This window comes from Herminiimonas sp. GW821-FHT09C12 (assembly GCF_059416385.1).
Window position 1 is genome coordinate 697,550 of the sequence record NZ_JBWKPC010000001.1, and the last position, 17,615, is coordinate 715,164.

Below are 17,615 nucleotides of genomic sequence, written 5' to 3' on the forward strand. Positions count from 1 at the left end.
TGACTCAATCGGGGAACACGCCGTCTATATAAAACCAGCGCCCGTCTTCTTTTACAAAGCGGCTGACTTCATGCAAACGTTGTGCGCGTCCGCCACTCTTGGAGCGCGCGACGAATTCGACCGTGGCCTCATCCTGTCCAGGAATGAATTTTTTGACTTCCAGGCCCAGCCATTTAGTCGAAGCGTCATGCACAAAATCCGTCAGCGGCGGCCGCGTCGATGCATGCCAGGTCGCATGTACATAGTGCATCAAACCCAAGGCGTAAGCGCTGTAACGTGAGCGCATCAATGCCTCGGCAGTCGGTGCTGCGGTCGATGCTGTTGTAGCGTCGTGATACGGTTGGCAACAAAGCGCATAATCTCCGTTGCCGCACGGACAAACGGGACCAGCAGCTGTATTTGGTTTTGTCATGATCTGTTTCACTTGCCTATCATGCAATGGCGCGGTGTGATGTAACACCGTTTAGAATGACACCATGCATTTCCGACGGCTATTGTAGGCGCGCCCGCAGTGAATGTGAATCTTATTGGCTAGCCACGGGACCACGATGAATTTGCTTGAAGCACAACTAAATTACCCATTTGACGACACCTTGCCAGATCTTGGCAGCACGTTCGAGATCACGCCCGGCGTAAAGTGGCTGCGCATGGGTCTGCCATTTGCGCTCAACCATATCAATCTCTGGCTGCTGGAAGATGAGTTCGAATCGGAGAACGGCACCGTACGCGGCTGGACCGTCATCGATTGTGGCATCTCCAACGATGCCACACGCGCCGCCTGGGAAAGCATTTTTGCCACGCAATTAAACGGTCTGCCCATCGTGCGCGTCATCGCCACCCATTGCCATCCTGATCACGTCGGCCTCGCCGACTGGATATGCAAGCGCTGGGATGTCCCGCTGTGGATGACGACCGGCGAATACACCTTCGCCCGCATGATGTCCGCCGCGCTGCCGGGCGCTGACGGCACCTCGATGTTCCCCTTCTTCAAACGTCACGGCCTGGCCGATCCGCAAATGCTGGCGGAACTGGAAGGTCGTCGCAGCTATTACCCAACGCTGGTACCTAGCGTACCGATCTCCTACATACGCATGCACGACACGCAAAGCTTCCGCATAGGCGCGCACGCATGGCGCGTCATCACCGGCTTCGGCCATGCACCAGAACATGCGGCGCTGTATTGCGAAGATTTGAATCTGCTGATTTCCGGCGATATGGTGCTGCCGCGCATCTCGACCAACGTCTCTGTCTTCGCAGTCGAACCGGAATCGAATCCGGTGCAGCAGTTTCTCGATTCATTATTGAAGTTCAAAGACTTGCCGGAAGACACGCTGGTACTGCCATCACACGGCAAACCTTTCCGTGGTTTGCATACGCGCATACAGCAATTGTTCGATCATCATGCGGCGCGATTGGAAGAAGTATTAGCGGTTTGTGTCACACCACAATCGGCGGCGGATATTGTGCCGATTATGTTTGTGCGCAAATTGGATGCCCATCAATTGAGCTTCGCGCTTGGAGAAGCGCTGGCGCATTTGCACAAGCTTTGGAAGGATGGGATGTTGAAGCGGATTATTAGCAGTGATGGGGTGATTCGGTTTCAGACTTATTGATCTGAGCCAAAATAGGAATAGATTCACGAATTTCAAAAAACCATCTTACAAATTTTTAGTAATCCATCACTAAAGTTGCGATAGCAAAAATTGCAAAGATAATTGCTAGCAATATCCAAATATAAAAATTCAAGCCCATGCGAGAACCCCAGCGTTCTTGCATTTCAACACGTTCAATCCCAGACAAATGTTCGAAGTGATTACCAGCCATAACTTTGAAAGGCTGTTCTTTGACGTTTTTACCTATGCGATATACAACGATAGCTAGCCAACCAGCCCCTAGAGCTAACAAAAGGAAAAGTATAGTAAGCATTCGCAACCCTTTTCAAAACATGATGGATCAAACAATACACCCATCCACAGAAAAGTCCCGCTATCAGTCCTGCACACTATCTCCGCATCTCGGCTTTAAATTCCGCTTTGACGCTGCCGATTTTGCGGTGCGTGAAATGGATCAGAAATGAAAGCTGTCTGAGCGTAGCGAGTTCTTTCATTTCCCATTTCAGGTACTGCGAAATCGGGAACCCGAAGGGCAGCGACTTCGCGGTCGCCTTCTTTTGCTTACTTTTCTTGGCGAAGCAAGAAAAGTGAGTAGCCGCCGGGCTACCCCCGGCATGCTGAGCTAATTCGCATGAACTAAAGTTTCCGCGCCTTCCGCGGCGCATTAGCAAACAACAAGTCATAAAGCCAATTCGGCAACATACGCAGTACCTTAGCAACAACTCCCATCTGCCAAGGAATCACCCGATAACTACACCCTCCAGCTATCGTGGCAACAGCAACCTCAGCAAACCTCTCCACCGGCATCAAAAACGGCATCGCGTAATCATTCACCTGCGTCATAGGCGTATCGATATAACCCGGCGCTATCGTCACAACCTTCACTCCACTCTTCTTCAACTCCACCCGTAAAGATTCGCAATAGCTGATAACAGCTGACTTGGATGCGCTGTAAGCACCCGCACCCGGCAAGCCGCGTATACCGGCAACGCTACCTATGCCAACCAGACGACAACCGGTATCTCCGGCAGCGGCTTGCGCCTGCATGGTGTTGATGAAGGATGAGAAGGTGGCAACAGTTGCCATCACATTGGTAGCGAAGACTTGCTCAAAGACTTGCAGGTCTTCCGCATGTTCAGTCAAGGTGCCACGCGAGATGCCGGCGTTAGCGATAACAATATCGATGCCTTGCGCATGCTGGATGAAATCAGCAGCAGCATGTGCCAGCGCGGCATGATCATTTACATCGAGCGGATAAATTCTGTGACTTGCTGCACCGGGCAAGCTGTCGGCCAGTTCACGCAGCACTTCGCCGCGACGCGCGACCAGCCCGAGGATGGCGCCTTGTTGCGCATACTGGCGTGCAAGAGCTGCACCGAGTCCGCTGGATGCGCCTGTGATGAATACGCGTTGCACATTACTAGTCATGAATACTCCCACATGCGCTCCAAATAAAAAATCCGCAATCTTGCGAGTTGCGGATTTTACTCATGCGATCTTTTGCTGAAAAAATCAGCGAGGTAATCTTACTTTGCTGATTTGGTAACCAGCCAGTCCATGACTTGCAAGGTTGCGTCATGCAAGACGCCTTCCGGACGATTGCCGAGCGATGCGCCGACGATGGATGGCGAAGTGATGTAACGACCATCGATCGCGATCATAGGAACACCATCAACCTTGTACGCGGCTTGCAATTGCGTCGCGCGCTGTACTTTGGTTTGTACGCCGAAGGAGTTATAAACCTCGGCAAACTTCTTAGAATCAACGCCTTGCTTGGCGATGAAGTCGGCGATCTGTTTATCCGTATCCAGCGGTTGGCGTTCTACGTGGATCGCACGGAATACTTTGCCGTGGATGGTGTTAACCAAGCCCATGGCTTCCAGCGAGTAGTAGAGTTTTTGCTGCGGGATGAAGGTATCGCGGAAGGCGACTGGCACACGTTTGAAAACGATCTTGTCGCCTTGCTTTTTCACCCAGGCTTCGAGTGCTGGTTCGAGCGCGCTGCAATGCGGGCAGGAGTACCAGAAGAATTCGGTGACTTCGACTTTCTTGCCGCTATCGGTTTGCTGTACTTTTTCCAGCGTGCGGTAATCGGTGCCATTAACCGGTGCGGTCGGCGATGCGCCGGCGGTCGCAGCAAACAGACTCAGACTTGCGACAGCCAACAGGTGTTGAATAAAACGCATGAGATTCCTTTCAGTTATTTGCCGATGCGCACCACTGCGACATCGACGCCATTATCAGACAGCTTACCGCGTACTCGGTTCATTGTTTCCAACTGACCAAACGGGCCGACACGCACACGATACAGTGCGCCGGTTTCCGCCTTATATTCGGAGACAGTTGCCTCGAAACCCAGCAAAGCCAATTTTGCCTTCATGTTCTCTCCATCTGCTCTTTCGCGGAAAGCGCCAGCTTGCAGATAGTAGATCCATTTTTCATCAGCGCTCTCTGCCTTGGCTGTAGCTTCTACCTTGGCTTGCGCTTTGTCTTTTGCCTGCGTTGCCTTGTCGACTACCGGTGCTTTGGTGGTATCAACAGACGCGGACGGGTCGGTAGTCTCTACCGGTTTAGGCTGCTTCTTGCCATACAAAGGCTTGTTCGGATCGGACAAGTCGTTGGTGGCTGGCGGCAGCTGCGTCGAGCGCTCCGGCTGCGCACCAGTTTTATTGGTGAACGGCAATGGCGTTTTGGAAATGACCAAGGCCACACCAACTGCAATACCCAAACCGATAATAAGGCCGAGTATCAAGCCGAGCAAAGTACCACCGGCCTGCTTTTTAATTTCCCGCTGCTTCATCTTTTTAATCATAGAGTTCCTGTTACATCCGGGTCGGTGCCGAAACACCAATCAAGGCCAGACCGTTACGTAATACTTGTCGTGTTGCATGCATCAGGGCAATGCGCGCCATCTTCAATGAGACATCATCTACCAGCACGCGTTCTGCATTGTAGTAGCTATGCAATTCGCCTGCTAAGTCGCGTAGATAAAACGCGACCTGATGCGGGCCTAATTCTTCCAATGCCTTTTGCAGCATCTCTGGATATTCGGCGAGCTTGGCGAGCAGCGATGCTTCGCGTGGTGCGGTCAATGGCGACAGATCGACATTCACCAGCGCGGCTTCATCAAAGTCAGCACCTTCGGCTTGTTTCAGCACGGAACAAATACGGGCGTGTGCATATTGCACGTAATAAACCGGATTCTCGTCGCCTTGTGTCAAAGCGATATCGACGTCGAAGACGAATTCGGTATCAGCCTTGCGCGAGATCAGGAAGAAGCGGACTGCATCGCGACCACGTGTGAGGTCACGCACTTCGCCCTCAACTACTTCGCCATTCGACCATTCGATCAAATCACGCAGCGTGACGTAGGAACCGGCGCGTTTGGAAATTTTTACTTCTTCGCCATTACGCATGACGGTGACCATCTTGTGCAGCACGTAATCCGGATAGCCTTGCGGGATACCGATATCAAGTGCCTGCAAACCAGCGCGCACGCGGGCAATCGTGCCATGGTGATCGCTGCCCTGCACGTTGATCGCTTGCGTAAAGCCGCGTTGCCATTTAACTGTGTGATAAGCGACGTCCGGTACGAAGTAAGTGTAAGTACCATCAGACTTCTTCATCACGCGATCTTTATCGTCGCGGTAATCAGTGGTGCGCAACCACAGTGCGCCATCCAGTTCATACGTCTTGTCAGCCTTGATCAAGGCATCAACTGTTTGCGCAACTTTGCCGTCGTTGTACAAAGACGATTCGAGATAGTAGTTATCGAACTTGACGCCAAAGGCTTGCAAATCCAGATCCTGTTCGCGGCGCAGATAAGCAACGGCGAATGCGCGTATCGATTCGATGTCATCGATATTGCCACTGGCAGTCACAGGCAAGCCATCGCTGGCAGAGACTGTTTTCTTCGCGAGGAAGTCGTTGGCGATGTCTTGTATGTAGTCGCCGTTGTATGCCGATTCAGGCCAGCCATCTACGCCTGGTTTCAAACCCTTGGCCCGTGCCTGTACTGAAGTTGCGAGCGTGGCGATTTGTACGCCGGCGTCGTTGTAATAGAACTCGCGAGTGACGGCATAACCTTGTGCCTGGAACAAGGACGACATCGCGTCGCCCAATGCGCCTTGACGACCATGACCTACGTGCAAAGGACCGGTTGGATTGGCGGAGACAAATTCGATGATGACTTTTTTATCATTGCCGAGATTGCTCTTGCCGTATTCCGCACCTTGCTGCAAGACGGCTTTGACCACGCCTTGGCGCGATGCTGCGGTCAGACGCAGGTTGATAAAACCTGGACCGGCGATATCAGCCGATTCGATCAGATCGCGGTTAGCTGGATTGTCGAGCAGTGCGGCGACCAGCGCCTGCGCTACTTCGCGTGGATTTTTCTTGAGCGGTTTGGCAATTTGCATTGCCAGATTGCAAGCTACGTCGCCATGCGATGGATCGCGTGGACGTTCCAATGTGATGGTTGGCTGCAAATCGGTGCCGGCCACCAGTGGTGCGACGGCGGCTTGGAAGAGTTCGGTGAGGCGTTGTTTTTGTGCTGCGAGCATGGAGTTGTTTCTGACGGTACAAGACCGAATATTGAATAGGAATAAACGTAGACGGAATTATACTGGCTAGCCAGCGCTCATCCGTCCAATTTGTCGCGGCAATACGATCCAATAAAGCGTGACATCTGGAAAGCCTGCGGCTCCCACGGCAGATCAGAGAGACGATGCTCCGCTAAAAAGATGTAAGTACACGCTATCACGGTTTCACCTGATTCTATTACAACATTGACGGAATCACGACGATATTCACTACCTTCAAAAGCGTCCAGCGCAGCGATGTCTTGCGCATTCACATCGAAGTAAACCACGCCTTCCACTGCCGCCTCCGGCCGCGTAATCATGCCGGGATAAGTATCGTCAGCCAACGCATAACGGGCGTAACCTTGCGCCGTCGCTGCTGCGGATCGGTAATCGCCGCGAACGACGCGCTGCCAGATTTCCGGAAACATCAGCGAACCGTAGGTAAATATATGCATAGAACTGATTGAATAGATGAAATTGATGTAACAGAGAAACATGTCTGCGCCGAGGCGCGTCCATAGCATCCTGATATGTGACTTCGTATTCTAAGGGAAGTGCCTGTTTCTGGCGCGGCGTGAAATTGCCTAGCTCAGGTACTCGGATGCGGAGGGAAAATCAGCCCGGATACACGCGATGGCATCCGGGCAAGTTTGTTACTGGCGGGTAGTGTTGGTATGAAAAGGCGCGTCGTCATCCGACGACAAAATGCCATCCAATGCAGCCACCCGTTTTGCCAGCGACTCTGCGCTATCGACCAAACGTTCGGCCGCTTCGGCCACCAACGCAATACTGCCAAAGGCAATCGCTTCGGCCACACCTGCATGCAAGAGCGCCGTCACCGACAGGTAATCGAAGGTTTGGTAATGACAAAACCAGAAGCGCCGCGACAAGCCCTGTATCGAACGCAAGCTGCCGGTGAGGAATTCATTGCGCGCGCAATTCAGGCACAGCTCATTGAATTCCTTATCGCAACGGATGAACAACATCTTGTCTCCGGCTTGTGCCGAGCGACGGAAATTTTCACCCAGCATGGCGAACTGGCGACGTTGCTCCTGCGTTGCACGACGCGCTGCATTTTGAAAAACCAGTCTATCTATTTCTCGTCGTACTTCCAGCAAACGCAGTTGCGCCACCGGATTGATCTCGGTCACATAAATGCCGCGCTTGGGCTTCACCACCAGCAAATGTTCAAAGCAAAGTTTGCGCACAGCTTCGCGCACAGGCGTGCGACCGAAACCGGCAATGTCGCTCAAGAAGGCTTCGTTGACATCCGTGCCTGGTTGAATCTCCATCGTGACGATGGCTTCTTCTATGCGGCGGTAAGCACGTTCTGCTGAACTCGCAACTGAAGGACGTGGCGACGGCAAGGGCTGACGCGCAACCTGAACGTCGGCGGGGCTGACAGGTTTGGGGGCAATACGATTAGTCGGCATATATATTCTTTTCTTTTTCTGATTCTTGTTGCACTGATTTTATTACGCGGAAAGTCGTGTCTCTACCCATTTGACAATGCCATCTAGGGTACGAAAATCTTCTACTGAACGTGCCTCGACGGGCGCGGCCACTTCATCAAACATGCGACTCAGCGCGCGACCGGGACCGAGTTCCAGCAACACAGTCACACCACGTTCCAGAGTCGCATTCATGCAATCCTGCCAGCGCACCGGCTCGGCAATTTGTGCCGACAAGGTAGTCGCGATCGTGCTCGCGTCAGTCGGGATGCCATTTATACCAGCCAGCACTGGCGCCATGAGTGGATGCAAAGTCATCGTCGTCAGCAATTGTCGGAAGGGCTGTACTGCCGCCTGCATGACTGAGGTATGCGATGGAATCGCCACATCCAGTGCCTTGCACCAGTGACCTGCTGCAGTGATAGCAGCAACTGCACGTTCGATATTCGCACGCACACCACCAAGTACGAAATGATCTTCGCCATTGATGATGGCCAGCTCCAGATCATATTGCTGGCATAGCGTGCGCATCGCTGCGGCATCCAGTCCTTTCACTGCCAGCATGCCTGCATCTTTAGGCGCAACTTGATCCATCAAGATTGCGCGCTGCGGCACCAACACTGCCATCGCTTGTACATCCCATGCACCGGCACATCCATAAGCAGCAAGCTCTCCGACGCTATAACCGATAAATAATTCCGGCTGCGGTAAACGTTCTTGCAATGCGGTCCACGTTGCAATCGCAGCGCCACAGATCAATAACTGCGCATTGCGGTTATTAAATAAATTTTCACCGCGTGCAGCAAGATCGACGACATCGACACCCAGCGCATCGGAATAAGTTTTCAACCAATCGCGCGCAGCGGAAGACTGCAGCGCAAGATCAAACATCTGCGGATGCTGTGCACCTTGACCTGGGCATGCGATGGCCAATCCGCTCATACCGCAATATTCCGTACACTCAAACCATCGATGAACAAGGTTGCTGCCAACATATCGGCGGTGCCACCCGGACTCAAACGACGCGCAACAAATTGATGATGTATTTGCGCAGCACGCTGCTGCCAATCCAGCGCGTATACACCGCCGTCGGCAAGAAAGGAAACCGCAGCAGTGCGCGCATAGTGCAAACCATGTGCACCGCCTCTATGCAGCAGATTCGTATCTTCCAGCGAAGCCATGATGGCGAAGAAAGCCTGGCAGCGTGCAGCAGTATCGTTACCGCCTGCATTACGCACAGCAATAATAGCGGGCAAGCCGATTTTGAAAACATGTGGAAATCCCGCAGCCGCTTCACCGCGTGCGCCACCGACAGCATATTGTCGGCACACGACACTGCCGTTGCTATTGCTGCCGTTCCTGCTATCTGCCGCCTTGATATCATCGCCCCAACTATCGATCAGCAATTGCGGCATATCAACGCGATGCTCACTCACATCAGCCTTGCCCAAGGTCGCGCACAACAAACCGAGATTGAAGATCGCACCGCGATGCGTATTGACACCTGCAGTTGCGCGCAACATTCTGGCTTCCGCCGCCAGCCCCAATTGCACCAACTCTACGAAACCGGCACCACGCGTACCGGCTTGATAAATTGCGCTGAAAAAATGGCGCAATGAAAACAGACTCTTTACGAAAGATGCAGGCGTCATGTCATCGTGACTGCCGTTGTCTATCTTGCTGACCAGACCCGGTTTGGGATACAAACACATCTCATCGTAAAGCGCACGCACGGCAGCCTGCACGACTTGTTGCGTACGTAGCGCCGTTGCCGAGGTCGCTATCAACGCCATGCCGCCTGCTTCCATACGCACTCCATTGATGTGAGCGTGACACCAGCCAAGGTTTTAACCAGCACCAATCGTGTATTCGCCAACAATTCCTTCCATGCGACGGCACGACCATCCGGAAAAATCATTTCGCCATCCAGTCGTACATGGCCTTCTTTTTCTACCGCATCCAGCAAACGTAAAGCTGCACATGCCTGTTCTTCTGAATCTGGGATCACCAATAAATCGATATCCGAATTGTCCGCCATGTATTGCGTACCACTCATGATTTGCCAAGATAAAGAACCGTACACACGCAGCGTCAAACCTATACGTTCTGCATCCGACTGCAAATGCGATAGCGTATCGTGCCAAAGTGGCGGCAAGTTGTTCTCAGATGAGAGTGCTTCAGATAACGATAGTGCATCGGCGACATCGCGTATGGCCGATGCCGGTACACAAAAAGCAAGTGAACGCGCCGCCTCTGTACGCGGCATACGCAAACCAAGCGGCACAAGATCAACAGCATCGTCCGGCTGCCTGCTGCGCGCAACAAAGGGCAAGCCACGTGCTGCATGTTGGTGTATCGCCTCACGCTGCGCTGCATTATTCAAACATATCTGCTCAGCCGCATCCGGCCAATTCAGCCAGACGCGTGCATGCCGCTTGAATACGAATGAAGGTGATTGCAACTTGATCATTTTTTCAGGCTCTATGCTCGCGCACCAGTTTTGCTATCTTTACCGCACCCGTGCGACCGCCACGACTTGCACCCAATTCACGACGATGGTCTATGGTGTTTTTCTTTGCCAATGCTGTTTTCAAACAGACGTCCAGCGGACCTTCCCAGATCGCTTCGACCGCACCCAGTGCGACGAAGTTATGCGCACCCGGTCCGAGTATCGGTGAGGTACGACAGAGTGCTTCCAATTCTTCCAGCGGTAATTTGGTAATACGCGACATCGCTGGCAAAGCCATCACGCGTATCTGCGCGCCGGGCACGGCATAGGTCTCGTCTGCCATCATGCCAAACGACAGAAAACCACCGCTGACTGCTTCGCTATACACCACGCTCAACAGTTGATGCCCACGTGTACGCGCCACTGCAAAGCATTTCGCCAGATGCGCGAGGAAAGGGCTGTTGCCCAATAATTCATCACGGCGTGAAAGCTGCTGACCCTGCGTATCAACCAGCATCAGGATAGGTGCGCCCGGCTGCTGGTTCATGATGTCTATCACCGCGTCCGATAACTGCAAGGCGATGTCCACACCAATCGCTGCGTGACCGGACGTGCCTATGACCGCTATCGTCGTGTTATCTACCCGTCCCTGACCGCTCAGCACTGCGCCGTTGGCGCTGACCGTATGTCCATCCGGGAAAAGCTGATCGCATAATTCTTTCCACTCAAGCATGTTCTTCTCTCCTGACGTGCGCACTCATCTCAAGGAATTCCGGGATCTCTGCCAATGGCACATTCTTGGGCTCGGCCACACCCAAGGCCTGCCAGATCTGCGTCGCATCGGCGCAAGCGGAGAAACGCTGCATACGTGATTGCAATGCCTGATGTTCTTGCGTGATGGTTTCCAGCGTCAGCGGTTTTGATGCACCGAGCAAACTGACTGCAGCATCGCGAAATGCTGCTACATCGTCCGGCACGATCATGTCGGCATCACCCATCAGATAACGATGCTTGCCGCCCATGGTGCGCCAGACCAGAGCGCGATCACGTGCGTCGAACTCTTCCACGCCTTTGGCTGCTTCAATGACTTCGGGACCGGACACCGACAAGCGACCTTCTTCCGAAATGATCATGTGATCGCAGCATTTGGCAACGATGCCTATACCGCCGTAACAACCGTTGGAGCCACCGATCAAGACAATCACAGGTATGCCTGCATGACGCACGTCAAACACAGCACGCTGAATTTCTGAAATGGCGATCAAACCTGCATTGGCTTCATGCAAGCGTACGCCGCCGGTATCGAGCAAGAGCAACACGGCAGCTGGACGCTGTACCAGCGCGCGCTCCAGCAAGCCCGTCATCTTGGCACCATGAATTTCTCCGACCGAACCACCCATAAAGGCTGGCTCCTGCGCCGCGATCAATACCTTGGCACCACTCAACAATCCTTCACCAATCACGATGCCATCATCGAATGCAACCGGTTGTCCAAGCACAGGAAGGTGCGGACTGAAATGACGTTCCGACGGCGGCAGAATTTCGTGAAAGCTGCCGGCATCGAGCAGATCGGCGACGCGTCTGCGTGCGGTGCGCTCAAGATAACTTTTATGCTGTTCGCTCATTGTGTACTCCTGAATTCTTCCACCGCTTGCATCAGGCGCAAGCTCACGACCGCAGGTGTGGCACCGGCATCGTTGATGGTGATGACCAGATTGGCGAGGCGATAGCGTTCTGCGCAAGTGCGTGTAACCGCGCGCCAGGTTTCATCGAAACCATGTACCGAGGTTTCAATCACGAATTTCACCTTGTCGTTCAGCGCTGCTGGTTCGAACAGCACTTCCAGATTTCCTGAGCCGACTACGCCGACCAGACCGCTACCTATGCTGCGATCAGGGTTGGCACAAGGACCGATTTCAAATTCAAGTGTTTGCATGGATGCCTACCAATTTCTGAATCTGTTAGGGGGTTGATAGAGATTGCCTGACCATCTGACCAAATCCTTCATGGACTTGGCAGCCAGCAGATCACGCGTTGCCAGCGATACATCAACGCCTATGTCTTCCGGGCGCTGAATGACACCACGATCGCGCAAGTTATCGACTACACGCTGGTCACGCTTCATACCGACTTCAGTAAAACCGGCAACACCGCGTACCGCTTGCTCACGCTCTTGCGGATTGCTGCATTTATGCAAATGCGCGATGCCTTCTTCGGTCACGATTTGCGTCACGTCATCGCCGTAGATCATGACTGGTGGCAGATCGAGCGAGAGGTCTTCCATCAACTGCCATGCATCCAGCTTCTCGGTAAAAGTCGGGCTCATTTTTTCGCGGAAGGATTCAACCATTTGCACGACCAGCTTGCGACCGCGCGGCATGGTAGCGCCTGTGGCTGCCGCTGATTCCTGGCCTGCCTTCAACCACGGATAACTGACGTGACGACGTGCACGCGATTCGGAACCGAAGTTGGGTGCACCGCCAAAACCAGTGATGCGATTGAGCGTGGCGGTTGAGCTATTGCCTTGCGTATCAACTTGCAAGGTCGAGCCGATAAAGAGATCAGCATAGTGACCTGCGATCTGGCAGAACACACGATTCGAACGCATGCTGCCATCCGGCCCGTTGAAGAACACATCAGGACGCGCGCGCACATACTCTTCCATGCCAAGTTCGGAGCCGGCGCAATGTATGCCTTTGACGAAACCGGATTCAATCGCTGGAATCAATGTCGGACAAGGATTGACCGTCATGTAATTGCAGATCTTGCCGCGCAAACCTAATGACTCGGCATACGTCGGCAAGATCAATTCAATCGCAGCCGTATCGAAACCGATGCCGTGATTCAAACGCGTCACACCGTACGGTGCATACAAACCCTTGATGACCATCATCGCCATCAGGATTTGCGTCTCGGTAATCTGCGCCGGATCGCGAGTGAAGATAGGTTCGATGTAATGCGGCTTGGGTGCTTGCACCACATACGAGACCCAATCACCCGGCACATCGACGCGCGGTACCGTATCAACAATTTCATTGACTTGCGCGATGATGATGCCGTTCTTGAATGCCGTGCCTTCGGCAACAGCGGGCGTGTCTTCGGTATTCGGCCCGGTGTACAAATTGCCATTGGCATCTGCACTTTGTGCGGCTATCAGCGAGACGCGCGGTGTCAGGTCCATGAAGTAGCGACCGTACAGTTCCAGATAGGTGTGGATCGCACCGACATTGATTTTTCCGGCTTTGATCAGGCGCGCCAGCCGCACGCCTTGCTCACCGGAGTAACAAAAATCAAGGCGCGATGCGACTCCACGTTCGAACACATCCAGATGCGAAGCCAAAGCCAGATTCGATTGAATGATGTGCAGATCGTGCACAAGATTGGCATCGAGTTTGGATAAAGCCAGCGCCAGAAAATCGGCATGCTTCTGGTTATTGCCTTCGACGCACACGCGGTCACCTGATTCAATGACCGAGTGCAGCAATGCAGCGATATTTTCTGCTGCAACTACTTTGCCGTTGGCGTGTGGCGCGCCGCGTTTCAGGCGCGCCGCTGTGTTACGTGCCAGCGTATCCCACTGAAAGTCCGGGGACATTTTCATGCTACGACCTCCACTACTTTAGTGCGCTTGCCGAGCAAGCTGGAAATCAATGGCCATACCAAGGTGATCAATGCCAGCGTAGTGATCGTGCCGACCAGATAGTTGGACCAGAAAATGCTCATGCCACCATGCGACAACAACATGGTTTGACGGAAAGCATCTTCTGCCTTGTCGCCCAGCACCATCGCCAATACCAAAGGTGCCAAGGGATAGTCGAGCTTCTTCAAGACATAACCAACTACGCCGAACAAGACCATCAGCCAGACATCGAACATCGCACCATGCACGGTGTATGCACCAATCGCACATAACAAGATGATGATGGGAGCAACGATGGTGAAGGGCACCCGCAAAATCGCAGCGAAGAAAGGCACGGTACTCAAGACCACGATCAAGCCGACCACGTTACCGAGATACATACTTGCGATCAAACCCCAGACGAAATCCTTCTGCTCGACGAACAGCATCGGCCCCGGTTGCAAACCCCACACCATCAAGCCACCCAGCAACACTGCCGCTGTCGCCGAACCCGGGATACCGAGTGCCAGCATAGGCAGCAGCGCTGTCGTGCCGGATGCATGCGCTGCGGTTTCCGGTGCCAGTACGCCTTCCAGACTGCCTTTACCGAACTGATCTTTCTCTTTCGAGAAACGCTGCGCAATGCCGTAACCCATGAAGGATGCCGCCGTCGCACCACCTGGCGTGACACCCATCCATGCACCAACCAGGAAGCTGCGAACCAGCGATGCCCAGTAACGCGGCAACTGACGCCATGTCTGCAAAACGACCTTGAGATTGATACCTGCCTGCTTGCCACGGAAGGCCAAACCTTCTTCCATCGTCAACAAGATCTCGCCTATGCCGAACAAACCGATCACGACGATCAGGAAATCGACACCACGCAACAACTCATCAAAACCAAACGTCATGCGCAAGCCGCCGGTGATGGTGTCCATGCCGATGGTGGCAAGACCGAAACCCAGCATCATTACGAGTATGGTTTTGAATGGCGAACCGCCACCCATACCAACAAAGCTGCAAAAGGTCAGCAGATAGACTGCGAAGAATTCCGGCGGACCAAACTTCAAAGCGAACGAAGCAACCAGCGGCGCGAGGAAGGTGATCAGTACAACCGAGAAAAACGCACCGATGAAGGAACCGCTAAAAGCCGCCGTCAATGCTTCGCCGGCTTTACCTTTCTGCGCCATCGGATAACCGTCGAAGGTTGTTGCAACCGACCACGGCTCGCCCGGAATATTGAACAGAATCGAAGTAATCGCACCACCGAACAAAGCGCCCCAATACAGACACGACAACAAAATGATGCCGGCCGTCGGCTCCATCGAAAACGTCAACGGCAATAGAATCGCCACGCCGTTCGGCCCACCCAATCCCGGCAATACGCCGATCAGGATGCCCAGCGTGACACCTATGAACATCATCAAAATATGCTGTCCCGTAAGGGCGACAGAAAACCCGTGCATCAAATAACCCAGCTCTTCCATGAATGTCTCCTTCTATGGATATCTTTATTAGCGGTATTCAGTACCCGAACGCCGCTTCAAGTGGGCCCTTGATCAACGGAACCATGAATTGAATTTCGAACAACCAGAACACGACTGCTGCGACTGCCAAACTGACGCTTGCCGATTTCAGCCAACTGTATTTGCCCAGCACGCGCATGAAGCCAGCGATCAACGCAATCGCTGCGATGTACATGCCGAGGAATTGCGCCACGATGACGAAACCGATAATCGGTATCAACACTTGCAATACCGGCTTGAGCTGTTCGCGCGTGACGAAAGATGAATTGCTGAGCGCCTTGTTGCGCGTGCTGTTGTACATCACGAACAAGGCTGCAATACACATGATCACGCCGATGCGGAAAGGGAAGTAACCGGACTTGGGCCCGGTAGTTCCCCAGCCTGCGCCGCGATGGTAGCTATCCCACATCAGCACACCACCGGCGATCAGAAACACCAGTGCACAGGCGAATTCCGCCACACCGTGTTTGATAAGAACACGGCCCTCTTTTTCATTGCTATCCATTTGTAGACGCTCCGTTTATTGAGGCGCTGCCAGGAAACCGGCTTTTTTCAACAAGTCGTAATGCATGTCTGCATCTGTCTGCAGAAATTTTTGCAAGGCTGGACCAGTGAGGAAGGCATCCTTGAAAGCATTGCGATTGGAGAAATCTTTCCATTCCGGTGCTGCAACGATTTTCTTCATCTGATCTACGTAATAGGCAACCTGATCCGGCTTAACGCCTGATGGCAGGAACACGCTACGTTGCATCAGATAAGTCACATTCAGACCAACCGATTTGCACGTTGGGATGCTGGACCATGATTCCGTCGCAGTGATCTTGTCGGTTTGTGCCATCGGCTTGTCATCGAATACGCACAGCGGACGCAGCTGACCAGCGCGCCATTGCGAGACGGCTTCGACTGGATTGTTGACGGAGACATCGATGTGATTACCGACCAGTTGCGTCGCTACATCACCGCCGCCTTTGTATGGGATGTAATTAAATTTGACGCCAGCTGCTTGCTCAATTGCGGCGAACAAGAGATTGTCTTCGCGCTTGGAACCAGCACCACCAGCGCGAATTTCACCTGGCTTGGCCTTGGCTGCTGCCAGCAATTCAGCGGCAGTCTTGTATGGCGAAGCAGCATTCACCCACAGTACAAATTCATCCATCACCAGATTGGCGACAGGCGTCATGTCTTTCCAAGTAAAAGGAACATTCGCCGTCAGCGGCAGCATGTACATGTGTGATGCAGAAATCAGAATCTTGTTTGGATTGCCTGGCGAGGTTTTCAAATCGATGAAACCTTCCGCACCACCGGCACCACCTTTAGGTGTCACTATGTATGGCTTGTTGGCAAGACTGTGTTTGACAACAATGCTGGACATCAAGCGCGCCATTTGATCGGTGCCGCTACCGCTACCGGAAGGCAAGACCATTTCGACGGCTTTGGTTGGTTCCCATGCGAAGGCCGTGGAGCAGAGCATGGTTGCGGCGACGAAAGAAAGCGACGCACGTGTGGCGTTGAGGCGGTTGAACATGTTTTGTCTCCTGATTATTTTGCCGCGCAAACTCGTAAATCGCACGGTCTGGTTGGTGGTGCTTTTGCACCTGATTGATATATTCTGCTTATATATTAGTTGTGTCAATCAATTTTACAGAAGGGTTTTCAAGTTTGTTTGGGCGACGTAAAAATGCCACAAGGGGCTGATTTACTTGTCTTATTTCTTGGGTGGTTTCTGTTGTTGCTGATGGTGTTCTTTCTTTGGTCGGGCTAGGTATGCCGGGGGTAGCCCGGCGGCTACTCACTTTTCTTGCTTCGCCAAGAAAAGTAAGCAAAAGAAGGCGACCGCGAAGCCGCTGCCCTTTGGGTTCCCGTTTGTGCAGGACAAAAAATGGGAAGCGAACGAAACTCGCTGCGCTCAGACAACGTTCACTTCTTGATCCATTTTCTGCCCTGCACAAACGGCAGCGTCAGAGCGGTTCACTTCAACAGCTTCTTTGAGTCACTCACCCAGTTTAAATTAGCAAAGCTGTGGCCCTTGCTGTTGTTTTTGAGGTGCCCGCATTGACGTTGCCAAGGCAAGCAATCGTCAGACGGATAAAGGGCGCAAACATGTCTGAGCGTAGCGAGTTGGTTTGCGACCCCGACTGGCGATTACTTGTCTTGGGTACCCGCTTTAGCGGGCAACGGCTTTTGCGTCGCCTTCTTTTGCTCACTTTTCTTGGCGAAGCAAGAAAAGTGAGCGGCTGCCGGGCCGCCCCCGGCAACCCAAGCATCTTCGAAGAGAGAACAACATCAGCAATAACTAAGCCCCAATAAAAAAATGCCGCTCAGTAAAAAACTGAACGGCACCAAAGGCGTTGCACACATAAAACTTATTCCAATC

The 17,615-nt window shown here is 53.0% G+C and carries 19 protein-coding genes; 1 reads left to right on the forward strand and 18 read right to left on the reverse strand.

Annotated features, from left to right (window positions below; genetic code table 11):
• Nucleotides 1-4 precede the first annotated feature (4 nt).
• Nucleotides 5-412: a YchJ family protein gene (locus AC07N2_RS03280; RefSeq protein WP_494776987.1), complete on the reverse strand. Its 408-nt coding sequence runs from the start codon at nucleotides 410-412 to the stop codon at nucleotides 5-7.
• 136 nt (nucleotides 413-548) lie between these two features.
• On the opposite strand from AC07N2_RS03280, the gene AC07N2_RS03285 reads away from it, so the two are divergent.
• On the forward strand, nucleotides 549-1,613 hold the full coding sequence (locus tag AC07N2_RS03285; RefSeq protein ID WP_494776988.1) for an MBL fold metallo-hydrolase: 1,065 nt from the start codon (nucleotides 549-551) through the stop codon (nucleotides 1,611-1,613).
• A gap of 55 nt (nucleotides 1,614-1,668) precedes the next feature.
• Here AC07N2_RS03285 and AC07N2_RS03290 read toward each other — a convergent pair whose 3' ends face one another.
• The 17 genes from AC07N2_RS03290 to AC07N2_RS03370 all read right to left on the reverse strand — a co-directional run bounded on the left by AC07N2_RS03290 (nucleotide 1,669) and on the right by AC07N2_RS03370 (nucleotide 16,766).
• Entirely contained in the window at nucleotides 1,669-1,926 is a 258-nt protein-coding gene (locus AC07N2_RS03290) for a hypothetical protein (RefSeq protein WP_494776989.1), read from the reverse strand.
• A 323-nt stretch (nucleotides 1,927-2,249) separates the two neighbouring features.
• Nucleotides 2,250-3,041: an SDR family oxidoreductase gene (locus AC07N2_RS03295; RefSeq protein ID WP_494776990.1), complete on the reverse strand. Its 792-nt coding sequence runs from the start codon at nucleotides 3,039-3,041 to the stop codon at nucleotides 2,250-2,252.
• Nucleotides 3,042-3,139: 98 nt separating this feature from the next.
• Complete coding sequence (locus AC07N2_RS03300; protein ID WP_494776991.1) at nucleotides 3,140-3,799, reverse strand: thiol:disulfide interchange protein DsbA/DsbL; 660 nt, start codon at nucleotides 3,797-3,799, stop codon at nucleotides 3,140-3,142.
• Nucleotides 3,800-3,813: 14 nt separating this feature from the next.
• Nucleotides 3,814-4,425 (reverse strand): SPOR domain-containing protein, encoded by a 612-nt coding sequence (locus AC07N2_RS03305; protein WP_494776992.1) that lies wholly within the window; start codon nucleotides 4,423-4,425, stop codon nucleotides 3,814-3,816.
• A 10-nt stretch (nucleotides 4,426-4,435) separates the two neighbouring features.
• A complete protein-coding gene (argS, locus tag AC07N2_RS03310) occupies nucleotides 4,436-6,175 on the reverse strand; it encodes an arginine--tRNA ligase (protein WP_076592658.1) in 1,740 nt (579 codons plus the stop codon).
• A gap of 77 nt (nucleotides 6,176-6,252) precedes the next feature.
• The gene (locus tag AC07N2_RS03315; RefSeq protein WP_494776993.1) at nucleotides 6,253-6,651 is read right to left on the reverse strand and encodes a gamma-glutamylcyclotransferase family protein; all 399 of its coding nucleotides are present in this window, start codon (nucleotides 6,649-6,651) and stop codon (nucleotides 6,253-6,255) included.
• 198 nt (nucleotides 6,652-6,849) lie between these two features.
• Nucleotides 6,850-7,629, reverse strand: a complete 780-nt coding sequence (locus tag AC07N2_RS03320; protein WP_494776994.1) for a GntR family transcriptional regulator — start codon at nucleotides 7,627-7,629, stop codon at nucleotides 6,850-6,852.
• 42 nt (nucleotides 7,630-7,671) lie between these two features.
• The gene (locus tag AC07N2_RS03325) at nucleotides 7,672-8,589 is read right to left on the reverse strand and encodes an ACP S-malonyltransferase (protein WP_494776995.1); all 918 of its coding nucleotides are present in this window, start codon (nucleotides 8,587-8,589) and stop codon (nucleotides 7,672-7,674) included.
• Complete coding sequence (gene mdcB, locus AC07N2_RS03330; protein ID WP_494776996.1) at nucleotides 8,586-9,455, reverse strand: triphosphoribosyl-dephospho-CoA synthase MdcB; 870 nt, start codon at nucleotides 9,453-9,455, stop codon at nucleotides 8,586-8,588. The genes AC07N2_RS03325 and mdcB overlap by 4 nt, the downstream gene beginning before the upstream one ends.
• On the reverse strand, nucleotides 9,431-10,117 hold the full coding sequence (mdcG, locus tag AC07N2_RS03335; protein WP_494776997.1) for a malonate decarboxylase holo-[acyl-carrier-protein] synthase: 687 nt from the start codon (nucleotides 10,115-10,117) through the stop codon (nucleotides 9,431-9,433). The genes mdcB and mdcG overlap by 25 nt, the downstream gene beginning before the upstream one ends.
• Nucleotides 10,118-10,121: 4 nt before the next feature.
• A complete protein-coding gene (locus AC07N2_RS03340; RefSeq protein WP_494776998.1) occupies nucleotides 10,122-10,829 on the reverse strand; it encodes a biotin-independent malonate decarboxylase subunit gamma in 708 nt (235 codons plus the stop codon).
• A complete protein-coding gene (locus AC07N2_RS03345) occupies nucleotides 10,822-11,721 on the reverse strand; it encodes a biotin-independent malonate decarboxylase subunit beta (protein WP_494776999.1) in 900 nt (299 codons plus the stop codon). Before AC07N2_RS03345 ends, AC07N2_RS03340 begins: the two co-directional genes overlap by 8 nt.
• A complete protein-coding gene (mdcC, locus tag AC07N2_RS03350; protein WP_494777000.1) occupies nucleotides 11,718-12,032 on the reverse strand; it encodes a malonate decarboxylase acyl carrier protein in 315 nt (104 codons plus the stop codon). The genes AC07N2_RS03345 and mdcC overlap by 4 nt, the downstream gene beginning before the upstream one ends.
• A gap of 6 nt (nucleotides 12,033-12,038) precedes the next feature.
• Complete coding sequence (gene mdcA / locus AC07N2_RS03355; protein WP_407928028.1) at nucleotides 12,039-13,697, reverse strand: malonate decarboxylase subunit alpha; 1,659 nt, start codon at nucleotides 13,695-13,697, stop codon at nucleotides 12,039-12,041.
• Nucleotides 13,694-15,202 (reverse strand): tripartite tricarboxylate transporter permease, encoded by a 1,509-nt coding sequence (locus AC07N2_RS03360; protein WP_494777001.1) that lies wholly within the window; start codon nucleotides 15,200-15,202, stop codon nucleotides 13,694-13,696. The genes mdcA and AC07N2_RS03360 overlap by 4 nt, the downstream gene beginning before the upstream one ends.
• Nucleotides 15,203-15,239: 37 nt before the next feature.
• Nucleotides 15,240-15,746, reverse strand: coding sequence for a tripartite tricarboxylate transporter TctB family protein (locus AC07N2_RS03365; RefSeq protein WP_494777002.1), 507 nt, complete (start codon nucleotides 15,744-15,746; stop codon nucleotides 15,240-15,242).
• A 15-nt stretch (nucleotides 15,747-15,761) separates the two neighbouring features.
• Nucleotides 15,762-16,766, reverse strand: coding sequence for a Bug family tripartite tricarboxylate transporter substrate binding protein (locus tag AC07N2_RS03370; protein WP_494777003.1), 1,005 nt, complete (start codon nucleotides 16,764-16,766; stop codon nucleotides 15,762-15,764).
• Nucleotides 16,767-17,615: the final 849 nt, after the last annotated feature.